19 protein-coding genes and 1 other annotated feature are annotated in these 21175 nt (G+C 49.2%); all 19 genes read right to left on the minus strand.

Annotation, left to right across the window (positions count from 1 at the left end):
- Window positions 1-104 precede the first annotated feature (104 nt).
- The 19 genes from ileS to murD all read right to left on the minus strand — a co-directional run bounded on the left by ileS (window position 105) and on the right by murD (window position 21173).
- Complete coding sequence (ileS, locus tag DMN77_RS04120; protein ID WP_179013690.1) at window positions 105-3197, minus strand: isoleucine--tRNA ligase; 3093 nt, start codon at window positions 3195-3197, stop codon at window positions 105-107.
- A 50-nt stretch (window positions 3198-3247) separates the two neighbouring features.
- Window positions 3248-3528: a binding site (T-box leader), on the minus strand.
- A 110-nt stretch (window positions 3529-3638) separates the two neighbouring features.
- Window positions 3639-4169 carry a DivIVA domain-containing protein gene (locus tag DMN77_RS04125; protein WP_179013692.1) on the minus strand — a complete coding sequence of 177 codons (531 nt, stop codon included), beginning with the start codon at window positions 4167-4169 and terminating at the stop codon, window positions 3639-3641.
- Window positions 4170-4300: 131 nt separating this feature from the next.
- Window positions 4301-5083, minus strand: coding sequence for a YlmH family RNA-binding protein (locus DMN77_RS04130; protein WP_179013693.1), 783 nt, complete (start codon window positions 5081-5083; stop codon window positions 4301-4303).
- An 8-nt stretch (window positions 5084-5091) separates the two neighbouring features.
- Window positions 5092-5370, minus strand: a complete 279-nt coding sequence (locus DMN77_RS04135) for a YggT family protein (protein WP_082790169.1) — start codon at window positions 5368-5370, stop codon at window positions 5092-5094.
- Window positions 5371-5377: 7 nt separating this feature from the next.
- On the minus strand, window positions 5378-5830 hold the full coding sequence (locus DMN77_RS04140; RefSeq protein ID WP_068782034.1) for a cell division protein SepF: 453 nt from the start codon (window positions 5828-5830) through the stop codon (window positions 5378-5380).
- Complete coding sequence (locus DMN77_RS04145) at window positions 5830-6522, minus strand: YggS family pyridoxal phosphate-dependent enzyme (RefSeq protein WP_068782035.1); 693 nt, start codon at window positions 6520-6522, stop codon at window positions 5830-5832. Before DMN77_RS04145 ends, DMN77_RS04140 begins: the two co-directional genes overlap by 1 nt.
- Window positions 6523-6529: 7 nt before the next feature.
- Window positions 6530-7381 carry a peptidoglycan editing factor PgeF gene (gene pgeF, locus DMN77_RS04150; RefSeq protein ID WP_068782036.1) on the minus strand — a complete coding sequence of 284 codons (852 nt, stop codon included), beginning with the start codon at window positions 7379-7381 and terminating at the stop codon, window positions 6530-6532.
- A gap of 278 nt (window positions 7382-7659) precedes the next feature.
- On the minus strand, window positions 7660-7995 hold the full coding sequence (locus tag DMN77_RS04155; RefSeq protein ID WP_068782037.1) for a YlmC/YmxH family sporulation protein: 336 nt from the start codon (window positions 7993-7995) through the stop codon (window positions 7660-7662).
- Between the two features lie 137 nt (window positions 7996-8132).
- On the minus strand, window positions 8133-8915 hold the full coding sequence (sigG, locus tag DMN77_RS04160; protein WP_068782038.1) for an RNA polymerase sporulation sigma factor SigG: 783 nt from the start codon (window positions 8913-8915) through the stop codon (window positions 8133-8135).
- Window positions 8916-9022: 107 nt separating this feature from the next.
- On the minus strand, window positions 9023-9745 hold the full coding sequence (gene sigE, locus DMN77_RS04165) for an RNA polymerase sporulation sigma factor SigE (RefSeq protein ID WP_068782039.1): 723 nt from the start codon (window positions 9743-9745) through the stop codon (window positions 9023-9025).
- A 31-nt stretch (window positions 9746-9776) separates the two neighbouring features.
- Window positions 9777-10763 (minus strand): sigma-E processing peptidase SpoIIGA, encoded by a 987-nt coding sequence (gene spoIIGA / locus DMN77_RS04170; RefSeq protein ID WP_179013957.1) that lies wholly within the window; start codon window positions 10761-10763, stop codon window positions 9777-9779.
- Between the two features lie 559 nt (window positions 10764-11322).
- On the minus strand, window positions 11323-12432 hold the full coding sequence (gene ftsZ, locus DMN77_RS04175; protein WP_068782041.1) for a cell division protein FtsZ: 1110 nt from the start codon (window positions 12430-12432) through the stop codon (window positions 11323-11325).
- A gap of 56 nt (window positions 12433-12488) precedes the next feature.
- Window positions 12489-13739: a cell division protein FtsA gene (ftsA, locus tag DMN77_RS04180; RefSeq protein WP_068782042.1), complete on the minus strand. Its 1251-nt coding sequence runs from the start codon at window positions 13737-13739 to the stop codon at window positions 12489-12491.
- 256 nt (window positions 13740-13995) lie between these two features.
- Window positions 13996-14763: a cell division protein FtsQ/DivIB gene (locus DMN77_RS04185; RefSeq protein ID WP_372775448.1), complete on the minus strand. Its 768-nt coding sequence runs from the start codon at window positions 14761-14763 to the stop codon at window positions 13996-13998.
- A gap of 173 nt (window positions 14764-14936) precedes the next feature.
- Window positions 14937-16217 carry a UDP-N-acetylglucosamine 1-carboxyvinyltransferase gene (murA, locus tag DMN77_RS04190; RefSeq protein WP_068782045.1) on the minus strand — a complete coding sequence of 427 codons (1281 nt, stop codon included), beginning with the start codon at window positions 16215-16217 and terminating at the stop codon, window positions 14937-14939.
- A gap of 16 nt (window positions 16218-16233) precedes the next feature.
- Window positions 16234-17139 carry a UDP-N-acetylmuramate dehydrogenase gene (gene murB / locus DMN77_RS04195; protein WP_068782522.1) on the minus strand — a complete coding sequence of 302 codons (906 nt, stop codon included), beginning with the start codon at window positions 17137-17139 and terminating at the stop codon, window positions 16234-16236.
- A gap of 339 nt (window positions 17140-17478) precedes the next feature.
- Entirely contained in the window at window positions 17479-18597 is a 1119-nt protein-coding gene (gene murG, locus DMN77_RS04200; protein ID WP_068782046.1) for an undecaprenyldiphospho-muramoylpentapeptide beta-N-acetylglucosaminyltransferase, read from the minus strand.
- Window positions 18598-18601: 4 nt separating this feature from the next.
- On the minus strand, window positions 18602-19699 hold the full coding sequence (gene spoVE / locus DMN77_RS04205; protein WP_068782047.1) for a stage V sporulation protein E: 1098 nt from the start codon (window positions 19697-19699) through the stop codon (window positions 18602-18604).
- 49 nt (window positions 19700-19748) lie between these two features.
- A complete protein-coding gene (gene murD / locus DMN77_RS04210) occupies window positions 19749-21173 on the minus strand; it encodes a UDP-N-acetylmuramoyl-L-alanine--D-glutamate ligase (protein ID WP_179013695.1) in 1425 nt (474 codons plus the stop codon).
- Window positions 21174-21175 lie beyond the last annotated feature (2 nt).

Raw genomic sequence — 21175 nt, forward strand, 5'->3', positions numbered from 1 at the left:
CTCCGCTCCTCTACCCCTAGCTTCATCCAACCTTCTCGGTGCTGAAAACCGGAATGTTTGAACCTTTATTGAACTAGGAAGTTCAAAATTCCGCCTTTGGAATTTTAGGATTCGATGTGAACTCCGATGGTCTTCGTACCCAGTTCAATCGTCTCCGACCCCGCCGGCTTGCCGAACGACACATCGGTGATCAATACATTCCCACGAAGCACATGTTCAAAAGCGACGATCGCTGCCTTCAGCTCATCATCCACATCCAGCGTCAAATGAACTCTCTTCTCAATCGGCAGGTCCAGCTTCTTCCGTGTATCCTGAACAGCACGTACAACCTCGCGTACCCATCCCTCTTGCTCAAGTTCTGCAGTAATGTCCGTGTTTAGCGCTACGGTCAACCCATAGCCTGATGCAGAAGCAAAACCTGATTTCGCTTGCTTCTCGACAAGCAATTCCTCGGAAGTAATATGAAGCTCCTCACCTTCAGGAGAAGTAATATTCATATAACCATCCGTAACGATCTGACGCGTCTGATCAGCAGCCAGATTCTTAAGATGATTCTGCAGGAAGCCGATGTTCTTGCCATATTTCTTGCCGGCAACGCGGAGATTCATCTTAAGTGTAAAGTCAACAAATCCGCTGTCGCTATGCTCAACTTCGATCTGCTTCACATTGATCTCATCTTTGATGATCTCTTCGTACTCGGCAAGCGCGAAATCACGATTTATAGAAACAATCAAGCTAGAAAGCGGTTGACGCGTCTTGATCCCCGTCTCATTGCGGACGTTACGTGCCAACTCGACGATCTGCCGCGCGGTCTCCATATCCTGCTCCAGCGCCTCATCGATCATCGCTTCGTCACAAGCTGGATAATCAGCAAGATGCACGCTCTCTCCACCGCCCAGATTTGTGAAGATGTCCTCAGCCAGCATCGGTGTGAATGGAGCCATCAGCTTGGACAAGGTCAACAGCACATGAGTCAAAGTCTGATAAGCCGACAATTTGTCTTCCCCGAGTCCGCTGCCCCAGAAGCGATCGCGCGAGCGGCGGATATACCAGTTGCTAAGCTCATCGATGAAGTTTTCAATCGCTTTTGACGTATTCACAAAATCGTTAACGGCAACCCCTTTGTCCACGAGACGAATCAAGCTGTTCAATCTGGACAGAACCCAGCGATCCAGCTTGTTGCTGGACGGACGGTAAAGATGCTCCTCCGGCTTGTATCCATCAATACCGGCATAAAGAGTCAGGAATGCATGGGTATTAACAAGCGTATCCACCACTTTGGACTTGGCTTCGGCTACAATCCCTTTGGAGAAGCGCTTATTATTCCATGGTGCGCTATCGGACAGCAGCGACCAGCGGAAAGCATCTGTCCCCAGCTCATTAATGATCTCCCAAGGATTAATCACATTCCCCTTCGATTTCGACATCTTCAAGCCATTTTCATCAAGGACAAGCCCTGTAGCGATGACTGATTTATACGGCGCTTTGCCGGTGAACAGGGTCGACACGGCCAACAGGCTGTAGAACCAGCCACGCGTCTGGTCAATGCCTTCACAGATCATATCCGCCGGGAATTGGCTGGCGAAAGTCTCCTCATTTTCAAACGGATAATGATGCTGGGCAAATGGCATGGAGCCGCTGTCGAACCAAACGTCAATAACTTCCGATGTCCGTTCCATAACGCCGCCTTGACAATGCGGGCAGCTTACCTTCACTTCATCCACATATGGCTTATGAAGCTCCAGGTTCTCGCTAACTTGCCCCACGGCATGAGCACGCAGTTCAGCAAGACTATGCGGAGCAAATTGACCGCCACAATCCGGGCAGACCCAAACATTCAGCGGCGTTCCCCAATAACGGTTGCGGCTGATATTCCAATCGACCAATTCCTCGAGGAATTTGCCGAAGCGCCCGTCACGGATATGCTCAGGATACCATTGCACCGTGTTGTTATTAGCGATCAGCTGATCTTTGACCGCGGTCGTCTCAATGAACCAGCTCTCCATCGCATAATAGAGCAATGGGGATTTACAGCGCCAGCAGAACGGGTAGCTGTGCTCATACTTCTCCTTGCTGTAGAGCAGCCCTTTCTCTGACAGGGTTTTGACGATATCCAGATCACAATCCTTAACGAAGCGTCCGGCGAAATCGCTCACGGTATCTGTGTAACGTCCCTGACCGTTCACTACACTAACGAAGCTAATACCGTTCTCACGGCAGGTCCGATAGTCATCCTCACCGTGAGCGGGAGCCATGTGGACGATACCTGTACCGCTAGTATCGGTAACATAAGAAGCACCGACGATGACATTGATTTTGTCAGCCTGAATATAAGAGAATGGCGGTGTATAGGTTTTTCCCACCAAATCGCTTCCCTTAAGGCTTGATACAATACTGTAGTCGCCTTTCATGACTTTCTCTACGAGGTTCTTGGCAACAATATATACTCCATCCTCCTGCTGCACCCGTACATATTCCATCTCGGGATTCACCGCCAGAGCAACATGTGCTGGCAAAGTCCATGGCGTTGTCGTCCAAGCGAGCACATAATCACCACTGTCATCCAGCTTGAATTTGGCTGTGGCGCTCAGATCCTTTACATCCTCATAGCCTTGGGCCACTTCATGGGAGCTCAGTGTCGTCTGACAGCAAGGGCAATAAGGGCTGACGCGATGTCCCCGGTAGAGCAAGCCTTTCTCGTGAATCGTGGCCAGGATATTCCACACGCTCTCGATATAGTTATTTTCCAGCGTAATGTATGGATGATCCAGATCGGTCCAATAAGCGATAGCTTCGGTAAATTCGCGCCATTGCTTCTCATAGCCGAACACGCTATCCTTACATTTCTTCACAAATTCCTCGACACCATAATTTTCGATCTCCTGCTTGCCGGAAATGCCAAGCTCCTTCTCCACGCCAAGCTCGACCGGCAGTCCGTGTGTATCCCAGCCCGCTTTACGAACGACGCGGTATCCCTTCATCGTCTGATATCTGCCGATAAAGTCCTTGATAACCCGTCCGAGCACATGACCAATATGCGGCAGTCCATTTGCGGTGGGAGGCCCCTCGAACAAAACATAGTTTGGGCGGTCAGCACGATTTTCGATACTTCGCTTGAACGTATCCTCCTTCGTCCACTTATTCAAGATGCGCAAATCGCGATTGCGCGCTCCTTCTTTGACATCTACTTTTTGCATCGTAATCTTTCTTCCCTTCTTCATGGAAAATAAAAAAAAGCCCCGCCCCAAAAAGGGACGAGACTCTATCTCGCGTTACCACCCTTGTTCCATAATGCCAACGTTCGCACGAATTCCTTCCTGCGCCCGGGCCTATGACACTCAGCTCCATACATGCATATGGGTTCGGTATAACGGCCGACCGCCGGCAAAGGCTTACTTTCTAAAATTCTACTTCAGCCCTGCTTCTCCGGGAGGATATTCCGCCTGCGTCCTGAACATTGGCTCTCAGCCTACGCCAACTCTCTGCAGATCAAATACGCAACGTACTTGTTCCCATCATCAAATGTCTGATTCAATTGGTGTGCAGCAGCTGCACAATATGATATTATATATAACTTATTGTCATTCGGATGTCAACCTGCCAGGCATACAGAATACGCAGATTCAACTGAACGACTCCTAGTAGATTTCCTTGGCTTCACGTTCACGCTCTCGCTCCCGTTCACCTTCATATGAACGTTCCAGCTCGCGAGTCTCTAACGTATCCCAACCATCCCCGCTTAACAGATCGAGTTGAGCTTCTACCAGAGTGCGGAATCTTGCCCGATAGATGGAGGCCTGCTTCTTCAGCTCTTCTACTTCCATTGCGATCCTGCGAGACTTCGCCAATGCTTCATTCACGATCCGGTCAGCGTTCTTCTCCGCTTCCTTCACGATAAGCTGCGATTCCTTCTTGGCATTATTCTTCACTTCATCGGCCGCTTCCTGAGCGACGATAATCGTCTTGCTCAGCGTCTCCTCGATGTTGGCAAAATGATTAAGCTTATCTTGCATCGAGAGCAGCTGGTTGTGAAGCTCTTTATTCTCTCTAATTACAATTTCATAATCTTTAATGACCTGATCCAGAAATTCATTAACTTCATCCTCATCATAACCGCGAATCCGTCTGGAAAACTCCTTGTTATGTATATCCAGCGGTGTTAATGGCATAACCGCACCTCCTATAGAATTCGATCCCTTCCTCTTCGGAAAGACGCTTGCTTTATATAATATACAATCGGACAAATCATTTTCTGGGTTTAGACAATTTCGACAACAATCCCCGATCTCCTGCTAGCGAGTCACACAAATTTGCCAATTTTCACACGAAGTCTGCCTTTTTTTGTCACTCCGTCTGCCTCCAATACTTTGAAACGGCCAAATCCTTGCAGCGCGACAATATCGCCGGCCTTTAAAGGAGCCGAAGGATCCTCCTCGGTCTTCCAGTTCACCCGGCAGCGGCCAGCCTTGATGGGCACCAGTATTTTACTGCGGCTCAAACGAAATACATCACTGACGATTCCATCGAGACGCAATGAAGCAACGGTCAGATCCATCTCCTGCAGTTCAGCATTCACGGGCTTTAGCGCTGACAGATCCATCACTTCAGTCATAACTCCAATCCGGTGCACCTGGCGCAAATGAAGATCAAGATAGTCGACGATCTCTTCCGTTACGACGACCTGACAGCCGTCTTCATGCACCTGGATATCCCCGATTTTATCCCGTTTAAGTCCCAGACCAAGGATAGCGCCCAGGTAATCACCATGCTGCAGGGTTATAAATTTCTGATCGCCTGAAGTGATGTTAAGCACCTTCATCTTCATTGGCTCATGCTCCAGCTCCCTATAATCCGGAGCTATGAAGGCGCGGCACCTCTCCGCGCCTTCATAGCCGCCATCTATCCGCACAGCGACATCCGGATGGCGATTGGCCAATGACTCCAATATAAAACATTGCCGCGGATCCAAAAAGTCAGTCAGCTTGACTTCATGGTATTCCCCGGCATTAACGACCCATTCGGAGGCGCGATCGACAAATTGGCGCTCCTCTGGCTTGAAATGCTCATAAACTTCGATCTTCATTGGCGCCACTACCCAACGAACACATAGTTGAGTACACTGGTTAGTCCTACGGCCGCCAGACGAAGCACAAACAAGGCAACAATCGGGGAAATATCAATCATCCCCATAATCGGGGGAATAAATCTGCGGAAAGGAGCCAGGAACGGCTCTACTAATTTCCCCAGCAATTCACCGATAAAGCTATCACGAGCATTAGGAAGCCAGGACATCAAAATGTACACAAAAATCATAGTGAAATAAATATTATACGCTATCCATACAACGTTATTGATTGCTACTGAAGACAAGCTGTCATCACCTCGTTATTCTGTTATAGTCTATTTCCTCAGATAGTATCTCAGTAATCGCTCCCTGAATTTCAACAGTATCTGGCGTACACAAGAAAATATTGCCGCCTATCTTTGAAATACTGCCGCTCAAGGCATAGATGGTACCACTGAGAAAATCGATGATCCGCATGGCCTGATCGTTACGGACGCGCTGCAAATTAACAACGACAGAGCGGTGAGACCGCAAATGATCGGCAATTTCCTGCGCTTCGTCATAAGATCTTGGTTCATACAGTACCATTTTCACATTTTTTTGCGAATGGATGCTAACCACGTTATTTCCTCTCTGATTCTTACGGGTTTCAAAGCTGGGGGTTTCATACTCAGGCTCTTCCAACTGAGAAATTCCTTCGCGTTCCACAATTTCTTCTTCTTCCTGGAGTCCTAAGAAATTCATAAATCGATTCATAACTCCCATTATTCTTCCTCCCCTTTCCCCACTAAAATAGTACCGAGGCGTACCCAGGTTGCTCCCTCTTCAATCGCTATTTCAAAATCACCTGACATTCCCATCGATAGTTCAGTCATCGGCTCACGTGTAACCTTCTTAGTATTAAGCTCATCGCGCAATTCACGAAGCCTGCGAAATACGGGCCGGGTCAGTTCCGGATCTTCCTCAACAGGAGCCATCGTCATAAGCCCGATGACCTTAATGTGAGGATATCTTTCCATTTCCTGCAGAAAAGCCTCGACCTCGCCAGGTTCAAGCCCTTGCTTAGTAGATTCTCCTGATACATTCACTTGTACAAAAGCGAGCACTTCTATGCCGCTTGCTGCCGCCCGCTTGTCCACTTCCTCTGCCAGCGAAATCCGGTCCAAAGAATGGATATATTTAAATTTGCCTACGACATCCTTAACCTTTCTGCTTTGCAGGTGGCCGATAAAATGCCATGTTCCCCGGCCTTGCAGGGCTTCCCATTTGGGGATCGCATTCTGCGGACGATTCTCTCCAATATGGAGAATCCCATGGTCAAGCACGGTTTGTGTCATCTCAACTGACACATATTTGGTTACGGCGACGATATTTACGTCGTTGCGGTTGTGTCCACTGCGGTCGCAGGCCGCTTTGATGCGTTCTTCTACATGCTGTATCCGATCTTGAAGTGACAAGAAAGGATCACCTCTCTTTCATGCCAATCCAACTCGCCATTCTCCCCGTTATCCCTTGATCCTTGCGATAAGAAAAGAATTTATCATGATGACAGCTCGTACACCATGATGTACATTCGATATGAGTCGGCAATATTCCTGCTTTTATCATAATGATTCGATTCAATTCTTTCAAGTTCAGCATGAACTTTCCTTCATTTTGTGATGTATGGGCCACATCTGTAATCAATCCGGACGCCCCGATCTCTCCAAGCGTCTCCCTGACCCTGGCCATTACCACGTCATCAACCTCGTAACAGCATTCCCCAATGCTGGGACCAATAGCCGCATGAATATCGTTCACAGCAGAGCCGAACTCACTCTTCATCGTGCCGATCACGGCTTCAGCAATACGCAATACCGTTCCCTTCCAGCCTGCATGGGCAAGCGCCACAGCCCGCTTGACGGGATCGATAAAATATAGCGGAACACAGTCTGCATAAAAAGACGTCAAAAGAATTCCTGGGACATTTGTAACGAGTCCGTCACAATCCTGCAAGGCACCTGCCAGGTCTCGATAGCCCTTCCCACGATCGTCTGCGCGCACCACAGCCACTCGATTCCCATGCACCTGCTGCCCACAGGTCCAAGACTCCGCTTCAAATCCAAGCGATTCGGCAAGTAAGCTCCGGTTCTGCAGGACCGCCTCCGGATCGTCATTAACGTGAAGGGCCAAATTAAGACTATCATAAGGGGCTTTACTTACCCCGCCGTGTCTTCCGCTAAAGCCCGCGCTCAAATCGGGCATCCTGAGCTGCCAGGAATGCAGCTCGTATCTCTCGGGTTGTTGTCCATTATCGTTGCTGATATATGGTTCCATCATTCATCCCCTCACTCATCTCATACCCATATTTAGAGGTTATTCAAAAAACCGCCTTTGATCTCGATGTAATGCCGATAGCTTATTCGACATCGAATCTTGAATTCAGCCGGGCCTTCCGGTACTCTCGTACAAACTACGTACGCTCCGTTCCTCTGCCCCTGGCTTTATCCAACCTTCTCGGTGCTGAAAACCGGCTTTTTGATACACGCACACTATTAGACTATTACAGTGTAACATAATTAGACACTCCCCGGCTCAAAACAAAGCCGCAGCGGTTAGCTGCGGCGCTCGGCTCTTCCGTCCCGTTCGATATAGACGGTTGTCTCATACTGCTGTTGAACTTTAGGCTCTCGCAATTCATCCATTTTCACCAATACGACATCCGCCCCGATCTTGACGATGTTCTTCCATGGAATAACAAGATCGGCGCCTCCTCCGAATATGCCCATGAACTTCGTGTTAACAGGGATTACGATCGCCTCAATGATCCCCTGGCGAAGATCAAGCTCCAGGTCACTAATATGACCCAGTCTCTTCCCGTCAATCACATTGATAACTTCCTTCGTCTGAAAGTCGGAGATCTTCATACTCGCCCTCACTACATTTTCCATACTGCCTGCGCCCCCTCGCCACAGCCTCTCGCTCCTATATCATATGAGCCGGACGTGCAGAAAAGCACTGCCCATAATGATGTACAAGCCGCAAAATAGAAAAGACCCCTTGTACAACAGGGGTCTTATTACATAAGTTAAGACTTTACATGCTTCTGCATTTGTAAGATGGCGGATTTCTCCAGTCTCGATACTTGGGCCTGTGAGATTCCGATCTCATCAGCTACCTCCATCTGTGTCTTGCCTTCAAAGAAGCGCATCGACAGAATCATCTTCTCGCGATTGCCTAGCCGCTGCATCGCTTCGCGCAGGGCGATCTCCTCAATCCATGATACATCCTTGTTCCGATCGTCGCTAATCTGGTCCATCACATAGATCGGGTCGCCCCCATCATGATAGATGGGCTCGAACAATGAGACGGGGTCCTGAATCGCATCAAGTGCAAACACAACATCTTCCTTAGGTAATCCGAGTGCTTCGGATATTTCAAATATCGTCGGTTCACGTGAATTCTGGTTCGTTAGGCTATCCCGCATCTGCAGCGCCTTGTAGGCGATGTCACGCAGGCTGCGCGATACACGGATCGGATTGTTGTCGCGCAGATAGCGGCGAATCTCACCGATAATCATCGGCACAGCATAGGTTGAGAATTTGACGTTCTGCGATAAATCAAAATTATCGATGGCTTTCATAAGTCCGATGCAGCCGACTTGAAACAGATCGTCTACATACTCCCCCCGATTGTTGAAACGCTGGATGACACTCAGCACGAGTCTGAGGTTGCCATTCACTAACTTTTCTCTGGCTGATCTTACGTGATCCTGCTGTAAAGAGTGGAACAATTCACGCATTTCCGCGTTGGTTAGAACGGGCAATTTTGCGGTATCCACACCGCAAATCTCGACTTTGTTACGGGTCATCGTGTCTTACCTCCCAAGGAGAAACATTAATGATAAGTATCTCCTTGGACTGTATTTTTATTCCTCCTCCGGAAGGAGAAGCTTAACCTCGGGATGCCCCCTTTGAGCTATACCATTTTGTTAAATTCCTTACGCAGCCGCTTAATAATGCGCTTCTCCAGCCTCGAAATATAGGACTGGGAGATGCCCAAAAGATCAGCAACATCCTTCTGCGTCTTCTCATCGCCATCTACCAGACCAAATCTCAGCTCCATAATCATCCTCTCCCGGTCGCTCAGTTTATCAAGCGCCTTATGAAGCAGCTTGCGGTCTACCTGCTCTTCGATGTTTCGATAGATCGTATCATTCTCCGTACCGAGCACATCCGACAAGAGCAGCTCGTTGCCGTCCCAGTCGATATTCAGCGGTTCATCGAAAGACACCTCCGTACGGATCTTGCTATTGCGGCGCAAATACATTAATATTTCATTCTCAATACAGCGAGAGGCATAGGTAGCTAGCTTTATCTTCTTCTCTGGATCAAACGTATTGACCGCTTTGATTAATCCAATCGCCCCGATCGAGACAAGATCTTCAATGTTAATACCTGTATTCTCAAACTTTCTGGCAATATAGACAACAAGCCGCAGGTTGCGTTCGATCAGCATCGATCTAATCGCCGAATCCCCTGAAGGGAGACGTTCCAATAAGTACTCCTCTTCCTCACGCGTCAATGGAGGTGGCAGAGCTTCGCTTCCACCGATGTAATAGATTTCTTCACTCTTGAGTCCTAGTATAAATAACATCCGATAGTACTGCAGCTGCAAGATCAACTTCCACTTTACACGCATGTTCCTGATCCTCCCATGTACCGTTCCTGTTTTAGCCGGCAGAATTCGTCCTCCTATCATCCGGCCCTGCCGCCTTAACCGGACTTTCACCGCTTTCCTTGCCTTCCGTTAGTGCCGGATGAATGATCGCCCGGTACACCCCGTCGGAAGATAGAACTCCTCCGTCCAGACCAATAAGAACCCGGGTCGTTATAACCTTGTTCCCCTCTGTAATCACACAGACTTCATCGGGCTTCAATGCGATCATAAACTGTGTCCCTTTGCCAACTGCACGATAAGGGATAAGACGCAATCGATCACGCCATAAGAACGCTTCATCATCACTCCAGGTGAGAATAAGGTTGTCCGCATTCTCCATACTCCATCTGCTGCCCGATGTGTCCGGCAAATATTGCTCCCAGAGCGAGGTCTCCATCACCATAACCGGCAGACGACTAAAGGGGTCATTAAGCTGGTTGCCGGTATCGATCAGCCCTGTGCAACGAATCGTTACATCATCAATTCTTACAGCGACTTCCGCTAGACAGGTATCGATCCGTTCCAATCTGCGGCGAGCGGACATCACTCCTCGGAACCACAGCAACACCGCGATGAAGGCGATAATCATGAATAACGTTCCTACCTTCAGCGAGAAGCTAAGTCCCCCTGAAGCGGAGTACCAAATCCCATTGAACACCTCACCATAGCTTTGCAGCAAATAGTGAATTCCCAATATTCCCCCGGCTGCTGCGAAATTGACCATGTAGAAGGCCCCCAAATTTCGCAAATAGGATTGCAAGCTTACGAAGCCGAAGGCAATCCATAACATAACGACCGAGAATAGAAACTTCACCAGGAAGGTATAGAGAAATGATAGTTCCGGCAAGAACATCATAACGACATAAGCAGCCCCAAATGCAGCCGAAGCCGCGAGCCGCCAGAACACGATTTTTTGTTTTCTCATCCAGGCAGTGACGAGAAGCAGACTCGCATCGATTAGCAGATTGAGCAAAAATATTAAATCGATGTATACAACCAGTCCCCTTCACCTGCCCATTCCCCATCTACTAAAGCAGTTCATCAAGTCAGCTCTTGCAGGCCCAAGCTCAATCCGGCTGAAGCGTTCCGGAAAACGCATAATTGAAAGAATAAGCTTCGATCTGAAGACCGCCCTTTATGAGCTCCCTATTTGAAGAGGTTGTTCATAAAAGTAGCTTTAGACACTATGAGATAAGTCAGAAAGTGCAGTGCAATAACGTACATTCAGAAGCTGTAATGAGCACCTCCAACACGTAGATGGTTAACAGTATATAGGCATCTATCTGTGAAGTCTGTCTAAAATTGAATGAAAGTTCGCACTAATTTTGTCGAGCCCATCGATCCGCTAGATTTTGCCGCGACACAGCAATAAAAGAGGCGGTTTTATATACGTTACCAAGTTTCGATAATTAAAGCTTCTCTTCTTAATTGAATATCGAAGCCTTTTGACTCTTACCTTGATCTTTTTAGTTCGACATCTATAGAATGAAAATAAAAAAAGACCCTATCCACTTTAAAAAGGGATAAGGTCTTTGGGGAAGACTTATTATTCAGGTTAGCTACTCCTTGCGGGAGCGATTGCGAAGGAATGTCGGAATATCCAATTGATCCGAGTTGTTCTGGTGTCCGAATGGACGAAGCGCATTGTTCGAACGGTTCTCCTGCACCTCAGAGACATTGCCGGCCGGATTCACGCGTCCCGGATTCGCAGCAGGTTTGCTCTCGAAGCCTGTTGCGATAACCGTTACTTTAATCTCTTCCTTCAAGCTTTCATCGATAATAGCACCAAAGATCATATTCACTTCTGGATCTGAAGCAGAGATAACGATCTCGGCCGCTTCATTAACCTCATACAGGGACAGGTTGGAACCGCCTGTAATATTCATAATAACGCCACGGGCGCCCTCGATTGAGGTTTCCAGCAGCGGGCTCATAATCGCCTTGCGCGCAGCTTCAGCCGCACGGTTCTCGCCTGTAGCCAGACCGATCCCCATCAGCGCTGATCCACGCTCCGTCATAATCGTCTTCACGTCAGCGAAGTCAAGGTTGATCAAGCCTGGTACAGCGATCAGGTCAGAGATGCCCTGTACCGCTTGACGCAATACATTATCAGCCTCGCGGAACGCTTCCAGCATTGGAGTCTTCTTGTCGACGATCTCGAGAAGGCGGTCGTTTGGAATAACGATCAGCGTGTCTACCTTCTCTTTTAAAGCTTCGATTCCCGTCTCAGCATGCGAGGAACGCTTGCGTCCTTCGAAGGTAAACGGACGAGTCACGACGCCAACGGTCAGTGCGCCGCACTCCTTGGCAATCTCAGCGATCACAGGAGCTGCACCAGTACCGGTACCTCCGCCCATCCCCGCTGTAACGAACACCATATCGGCGCCCTTCAAAGTATTAGCAATCAAATCACGGGATTCTTCCGCAGCCTTTTTGCCTACTTCCGGGTTGGCTCCAGCGCCAAGACCACGCGTCAGCTTATCCCCAATCTGCAATTTATGCTCGGATTTAGCCAAATGCAAGGCTTGGGCGTCCGTATTCACAGTAATGAATTCTACGCCCTGCACTCCATTCTCGATCATTCGGTTCACAGCGTTGCTGCCGCCGCCGCCTACACCGATGACTTTAATTTGAGCCAAGCTCTCCATTTCAAAATCAAATTCTAACATACTCTTCCATCTCCCCCTCATTGTGCATGGATGGCTCGTCCAATCCTCTGAACCAATTATATGAATTCACTAAATAGGTTTTTCAAACGTTCCATAATCCCTGTCTTCCGTGTTGCTTCCTGCGCGGATACAGGTTTAGTGCGGTTTGTAACTTTCTTAGGGCTTGCATTGCTGCGAATGCGAATATTCTTGATGACTTTATAGAGAATTCCGACACCACCCGTAAAGCCTGGATCCCGAACACCGATATAATCGGGTACAGCAATCCGCACAGAGGTCGACAATTCGTCCTGAGCAACCTTTAGCAAGCCTGGCATCGATGACGTGCCACCCGTAAGAATGTATCCTCCGGGCATATCGCTATATCCGAGTCGCCTTACTTCATCACGAATTAATTGAAAAATTTCTTGTACCCTAGGCTCGGCGATCGCGGCAAGATCCTCCTGTGTGAATTCCTTGTCCACATTGCTGCCGATCCTCGTTACTTTAAACGTGATGTCTGGCGCGGCATCTTCAATCGAGGCACAACCGTACTTCAGCTTAACCTTCTCCGCCTGATCCGTCAGTGTGCGGAGTCCGTAAGCAATATCATTTGTTATAAATTCTCCCCCAATCGGAAGCGTGGATGTCGCAACGATCGTGCCGCCTTCAAACACAGCGATCGTTGTGGACCCGGCACCGATGTCTACCAGCACAGAGCCCATCGTTTTCTCGTCTTTGGATAAAGCAAGTTGACCGGCCCCCAGGGACAGCAATACTAGATCGTGAATTTTCAGTCCCGCCTTCTCGACACAGCGAAGCAAATTATGTATCGCTGTCTTGCTACCGGTAATAATCGTAGCTTCTACCTCAAGGCGAACGCCAATCATTCCACGTGGATCTTTAATTTCTTCCAGACCGTCAACTACATATTGTTTGGCGACTACATCGATAATCTCCCGCTCCGGCGGCAGAGCAATCACTTCCGCTGCCTTAAGAACACGCTCAATATCTTCCTCACCGATTTCCCGGTCTTCATTTTGTACGGCTACTACTCCATGGCTCGTTTGGAGTCCGATATGGTTACCCGAAATGCCGACGTATACTTCTGATATTTGAATACCTACCATCCGTTCCGCGTGATCCACAGCACTGCGAATCGATTGTACGGTCTGGTCAATATCTACAATCGCACCTTTGCGAATACCTTCCGAGTCGGCAGATCCAACCCCAATAATATTAAAGGATCCATTATTAATTTCCCCTATAATAGCACGAACTTTGGATGTACCGATGTCCAAACTAACAATGATGTCATTGTTGCTCAAGCCCTTGGCACCTCCTATTTCCAAATAAATATAATAGCATGAAAAATATACTCTCTAAATAATTCAACGTCAGTTAACCTTTCCCTCTTTTTTCTACAAATTTTTTGTTCTCCAAGTTTTACAAGCAGGACGAATGCAAACCCGCCTATACAAATACTATACACGCGGCTTATCGCAATCGCCAATGATGCAAAAACATAAAGAAAAAAGAAGGAGAAAGGAAACTTGTCCATAAAATGTATTTTACCATTGATCGTCACTGATGAGTAGTATCATTTTCACTGCCGTCCTGGCTTGCATCCTGGCTGTAAGGTACATAGGAATCGGCCTCCAGCATTGTTAATGTCCCAGGGTCCTGAACTTCCAGAATCATATTCATATATTCAACCTTGGCCGGCAGCAGCGAGATCGCCGATATCACCTCAAAATGAGATCTGGTATAAATCTTGATCCGGTCAGGATAAGACAGTGTTGGCGAGGGCGTAATCTCGGAAATATCCGAAGTCAGCGAGTCCGGAATTTGCGCCAATGCCGTGCATAGCTTGCCTAGATTAGGATCATCGGACTTCCACCCCGTCAATATGGGCTTCTCCATCGGCATCGTCCCATTCTTCAGCTCGATAACAGTCCCATTCGCCAGGAAGCCCTTGAGCGAGCCATCCGAAATTAACTGATAGGCGGCCAGAGGGTACTCCTTGATCGTGATTGTTATAGTTCCGGGGAACGACTTCTTAACCGTGGCCGTCTCGATTGACGGAAGCTCGGCCAGCCTTGCTTCAATCTTGTCAGAGCTTGTCCCGAAGAAAGGCGCACCGAGCTCAAGGCCGCTGATACTCAGCATCTCTTTCTCAGTCGCAAATATATTGCCTTGAAACTTGATGTCCGAGATTTTACTTAATGAGGAGCGAAAAAAAAGGACGCTTAGGATGGCAATAAACAAAAAAATGAGAATCACCATAATTTTACGGCTGCTTTTCTTTTTCGGTCTCGGCTCTTTAAGAATAGGCACATTTACTTTTAATATCATATTTTCTTTCTCCGTAAAATACTATTCTTAGTATAAACATCATTGCGATACTACCATAAGCTAAGGTTTCCAAATGCAGACAACTTTCAATGACATGTTCAACAAGGCCCGTTTTCAGTACCAAAGCCTTATATCCCCTCCACAGGAGGGGAATCCAGGCACCAAATCTATTAAGCTAGGTCCAATTGTTTCAGCGCGGTATTTTCCCGGCGCATAACGCCCCCCAGCCGCCCAAACATCTGCTCAATGTGTTCGTATCCACGATCGATATGGTGAATCTGTTCCACCACCGTCTTGCCCTGTGCGGCAAGACCGGCAATGACCAATGCGGCACCTGCTCGCAGATCGGTCGCTTCCACTGTCGCTCCGTATAATCTGGGTACACCGCGTATGAATGCCGTATTCAGATCGACCGAAATATCGGCTCCCATCCGCACTAGTTCATCGACATGCCTGAGCCTGCCTTCGAAGACCGTCTCTTTCATCAGGCTAAGTCCATCCGCAAGAGACAGCAGCACCATCACCTGTGACTGAAGATCCGTCGGAAAGGAAGGATAGGGAGAAGTAGTGATCTTCTCAACCGCTTTGGGCCTTCCATTGCTGCTCACGGATATTATATCATTGTCTGCACCTATTTGAACACCAGAGCGGCGCAGCACATGAATTAGTGATGTTAAATGGGCAGGATTGCTGTGTGTCACCGTTATGCTTCCCCGCGTTGCCGCCGCCGCGATTAACGCGGTTCCTGCGACAATCCGGTCAGGGATAATCTCATACTCGCAAGGCTCGAGGGAAGCAACCCCCTGAATCGTTATCGTGTCTGTTCCGGCGCCGATAATGTTAGCCCCCATCATATTCAAGAAGCGCTGCAGATCCTGAATTTCAGGTTCTCGTGCAGCATTGGTAATGACGGATGTTCCTTCCGCAAGCGCTGCGGCCATCATAATATTCTCCGTCGCCCCGACGCTGGGGAAGTCCAGATGAATATCATTGCCAATCAACCTGGCGGCCCTGCACCATATTTGATGATCATTCTCTTCAATTTTTGCTCCGAGCGCCGCAAGCCCCCGTAAATGCAAATCTATCTTTCTTTCCCCAATCGCGCACCCTCCGGGCTGATAGATGCAAACCTCACCGAATCGAGCCAGCAAAGGACCCATGAGGAAAATAGACGATCTCATTTGCTTCATCAAGTCTTCCGGCACATGGCTGGAATTGGCGCCACTGGTGTCAAGGTTAACGGTATCACCTTGCTGAACTGCTACACATCCCAGTCGGCTCAGTATGCCGAGCATCACATCAATATCGAGCAGACGAGGGACATTGCGAAGCTGCACCTGACCCTCACACATCAGGCTGGCAGCCATTATAGGCAGTGCGGCATTTTTCGCTCCATGGATACGTATGGATCCCGACAAGGGCCTCCCGCCTTCGATCACCAATTTGTCCAATGTATCACCTCCGAGTTTACCGTTCGCCCACGAAGAATACCTCAGGCACCAATCGAACCCCATATTTCGAGGCGATGGTGTCTTTAATCTGCTCCATAAGCGAAAGAACGTCCCCTGCTGTTGCTTGCCCGGTATTGATGATGAAATTGGCATGCAGCCTGGATACTTCGGCCCCGCCTACACGCAGTCCCTTTAATCCCGCCGCCTCAATCAGCCTAGCGGAATAATCACCCGGCGGATTGCGGAATACACTGCCCGCGCACGGTTGCTGCAACGGCTGGGTCTTCCGGCGACGGTCTTTATACGCAGCCATCGCGGCCGCAATTTCTAGACGGTCACCTTCCTTAAGCTCAAGGCAGGCACGTATGACAATGCCAGGTTGCTCCTGCAGTTTAGAATGGCGGTAAGAGAACCTCATATCCTCCGCATTGCAGGTCACCAATTCACCTGTCTCCAGAACAATTTCAGCGGATTTGAAAATGCGTGACAAATCAGACCCGTGAGCGCCAGCGTTCATGTAGACAGCTCCTCCCACCGTGCCGGGAATGCCTCCTGCGAATTCCAGACCAGTCAAGCCCTGCTTGCCTGCCATAATGCTCAATCGGACGAAAGAAGCGCCGCCTCCGGCCCAGGCTTCATTGCCATTAAACCGGATCTCTTCGAATTCCTTCCCGAGCTTGATCACCGCGCCGCGGATGCCCTTATCAGAGACAAGCATATTGGAGCCCTTGCCGATCATCATCCAGGGAATCTGCTGCTGGTGCAGTGTGGTCATAAGACAGGCTAATTGTTCTGCATTTTCAGGAATGATCAGGGCATCTGCTGGGCCGCCAATCTTCCATGTCGTATATCTGGACATGGGTTCGTCCGGCAGGATCTCTCCGACATCAAGCTGCGATAATTCCATGAGCCATTGCTGCATCCTATAGTCCCCCTTTGATCCTGCACATGGGCCGACCTTATCGGCAACCCTTTCGTCCCAGGCGTATGAATTGCCATGGACACCAGACACTGCCTGCAGCCAAGCTGAACTTGCCAAGAACGCTCCCTCCTGTACGGTCGCATTAAGCGAGTGTTCAAAAAAGTCCGTTTTTCAGCAGCGAGAAGGCTATAGCAGGTGGACTTTTTGAACTTTCTTCTAACGATTGTCACGATGTATAGGGTATCTTATGCCTTTCTGCTCTAGAGTGTGACAATCGCCCAGTTCGCTGCTGACAGGCTCGTCTCGGATGGCTGTTACATTCCGTGCAAGGGTCCGTTTCTAGGCCTTTGCCCGTTTGCTTGACAACCTCTTCATCTCGGCCACAATCAATTGTGCCGAATCCGGCTTGCCAAGGCCGCGTGATGCGGCAGACATCGCCGTATGCAAGTTGGCATCCTTCATAATCCGCCTGATGCCTTCGAACAATCCTTGGCCGGTCAGCTCCGGCTCCAGGATCACTTCGGCCGCCCCAGCTTTCTCCAGGGATCTGGCGTTCTTCTCCTGATGGTTGTTCGTCACATTCGGCGAAGGAATCAGGATAGAAGGTAAGCCAAGCGAAGTAATCTCCGCCAGGAAGGAAGCTCCGGCCCGGTTAACGATCAGAGAGGTTGCTGCAAGCACCTCCGGCATATTGTGAATATAAGGGAGAATCAATAAATTACCAGGCAGACTGCCCAGCTTGCCCTTAATCGATTTCAGCGTTGGTTCGTAATAGTTGTTGCCTGTTACATAGACGAAGGTAATGTCGGGCAATTTATTCAATTCTGCGGCCATTTGCACCATCGCCTCATTGATGGCTCTCGCTCCTTGACTTCCGCCCACGAGCACCACAATTGGACGGTCCTTGGACACGCCCAATGATTCATACCCCTTATTCTTATTCGCTGATACGACCGTAGTCGCACGCGGATTTCCTGTATAGATGACATGCTTGCTTCCCGGGAACAAGGACACTGATTCCTCGAAGCTTACGGCTACGGTATCTACATACTTGCTCAAAAAGCGATTCGTCAATCCCGGAACTGCATTCTGCTCATGGATCATCGATGGAATGCCTAGCTTCGCGGCCGCATATACGACCGGACCGCATACATATCCACCTGTGCCGATCACAACATCCGGTTTGAACTCACGCAGCATCTGCTTGGATTGTTGAACGCCTTTTAGGAAGCGCATGACGGTTTTCACATTTTCAAAAGATAATTTACGGCGAAAGCCTGTGATCTCAATCGACTTAAAAGCGATATCCGCCTTCGGCACGATCGAACTCTCCAAACCTTTCTGTCCGCCGATGTATAGAAATTCAGAGTTAGGCTCCTCAAGAGCACATTGATTAGCAACGGCAAGTGCCGGGTAGATATGTCCTCCCGTACCACCGCCGGTTAATACGACGCGCATACCTTCACCTCGCAAAACGGGATAAATTAAGTAAAATGCCTAGGGCTGTAAGCATTAAGGTCAACGATGAGCCACCGTAACTTATCAGCGGCAAAGTGATGCCTGTAACCGGCATAAGGCCGATTACTACACCGATATTAATCACAACCTGCACTCCTACCATACCAACGATCCCGACCGCTAGCAAACTGCCAAACGTATCATCAATCGTCATCGCGACTCTCATGCCTCGCCAGATCAGAATCAGGAACAACATCAGAACGAGCAGTCCACCGATGAAGCCAAGTTCCTCCGCCAGGATTGAAAAAATAAAGTCCGTCTGTGGCTCCGGAACATAGCTGTATTTCTGTCTGCTCATCCCCAGCCCCAAGCCGGCCAGGCCGCCGGGACCAATCGCGTACAGGGACTGAATAATCTGATAGCCTGCTCCAAGAGGGTCGGACCATGGATCAAGGAATGCCGTAATTCGCGCCAATCGGTAAGGAGCGGCCAGAATAAGACCTACAAAACCCACAGCGCCTACGGCTGCCAGTCCGACCAGATGTTTGATTCTCGCGCCAGCCGTAAATACGATTAACATCGAGGCTCCCAGCATTACCGTGCCGGTGCCCAGATCCGGCTGCAGCATAATCATGCCAAAGGCCAAACCAATAATGCCGAGCGGAGGCAACAGGCCTCTCGCAAACTGAGTGATTCTATAATCCTCCTTACTGAGCCAATAGGACAGAAAGAGAATCATGCCCAGCTTCATAAACTCAGAGGGCTGAATACCAAACGAGCTGATGCCTAACCAGCTCCTTGCTCCGCCTCTGACTACGCCAATTCCCGGAATCAATACGATGACCAGCAGGGCGAAACAGATGATCAGCCCTATTTTGGCATACCTCTTCAACAAGCGATAATCAAAGTTCATCGTAAAGAACATGGCCACCAGGCCAAGAACAGCAAATAATGCCTGGCGCTTCACAAAATAAAAGGAATCGCCGTAATCATGAAAACCGAGCACAGAGCCCGCGCTATATACCATTACAATTCCGATCGTCAGCAAGGATAAAATACTGGCTAGTAGCCAGAAATCCGGCGCCTTTCGGCTCTTATTCATCGTGGCAGCCACCTTTTTAAGGAAAGTAGGGGCTTTTCCACCCCCCTACTTAAAGGGTATGCACCGCCTCTTTAAAAATGCGTCCACGCTCTTCATAGGAACTGAACATGTCCCAGCTTGCGCAAGCTGGCGATAATAAGACAATATCTCCAGGATCAGCAAGCTCTGCAGCCTCGGATATCGCCTTCCTCAGCGTGGAGGCGGCACTGTCAACATTATCGACAATGACGATATCGGTTAGACCTGCAAGCTGTGCGACCTTGGCGATTTTTTCCTTCGTCTGTCCAAGCGCGACCACCGCTTTTACGTTTTTCTCAAAGGATGACAGCAGTTCCATATAATCAGAACCGCGGTCAAGACCGCCAGCGATCAAGACGATCGGTTTATTCAGGGCGCCAAGCGCCATGATCGTCGCTTTGCCATTCGTCGCTTTAGAGTTATTGTAATAGGTTACGCCATGCTTCACTTCCACAAATTCAAGCCGATGCTCTACGCCTTTGAATGTGCGCAAAGGCTCAGCAAGCCGCTCGGATTCCGCTCCAGCGGCAATGGAAGCGGCGATCGCAGCCAGCGCATCCTCCACGTTGAAGCGGCCGGGCAAGCCGATCTCTTCCACGGTAATGATCGGACTGATATGGCCCTCCTTATCACGGTATACTACAGTCCGCTCCAATTCATCCTCGACTCCGGCAATATAAGACGGCGTAACGAATACCCCCTCCGTTCTTAATTCCTCCGTCATCGAGAACGGAATCAATCTTGCCTTCAAGTGAGGGACCAGCTCGCGGCAGACGGGGTCATCCCAATTTACGACAGCGATGTCATCCGCTGTCTGATTAGCGAACAGCTTCGTCTTGGAAGCGACATAATCCTCCATGGAGCCATGATAATCAAGATGCGTCTCGGCCACATTAAGCAGCACACCTACCTTGGGCTTAAAGTCCTCGGTGCCCTTTAGCTGGAAGCTGCTAAGCTCAGCTACCAGCCAATTCTCCGCCGCAGCCTGCTCGGCAGCTTCACAGAGCGGAGTGCCGATATTTCCCGCTACAATCGGATGCAGCCCAGCGGCATCCAGCATCTTGCCGATCCAGGTTGTCGTCGTCGTCTTCCCATTCGAACCGGTTATGCCGATGATCGGCGCTTGACTAAGATGATAGGCTACCTCTACCTCAGTTACCACATCGATACCAAGCTCCAGCGCCTGAATAACAGGCGGAGCGCTGTATGGAATGCCCGGGTTCTTCACCACAAGCTCCACGGATGGAGAGATCAGTCCTTCCGGATGTCCTCCGCATACAACAGAAATTCCCAAAGCCTCCAGTTCAGAAGCTTCGGGACTTTCTTCTCGCGTCTTCCTATCATTGACTGTAACTATGGCTCCATAATGATGGAGGGTCTTGGCAACCTGCACACCGCTTTTTGCTAAACCGAGGACGACAACTTGTCGTCCCCGATATTGTTCTGGATGTTTCATCT

The sequence above is a fragment of the Paenibacillus sp. 79R4 genome, assembly GCF_013393165.1.
Taxonomy (GTDB): domain Bacteria; phylum Bacillota; class Bacilli; order Paenibacillales; family Paenibacillaceae; genus Fontibacillus.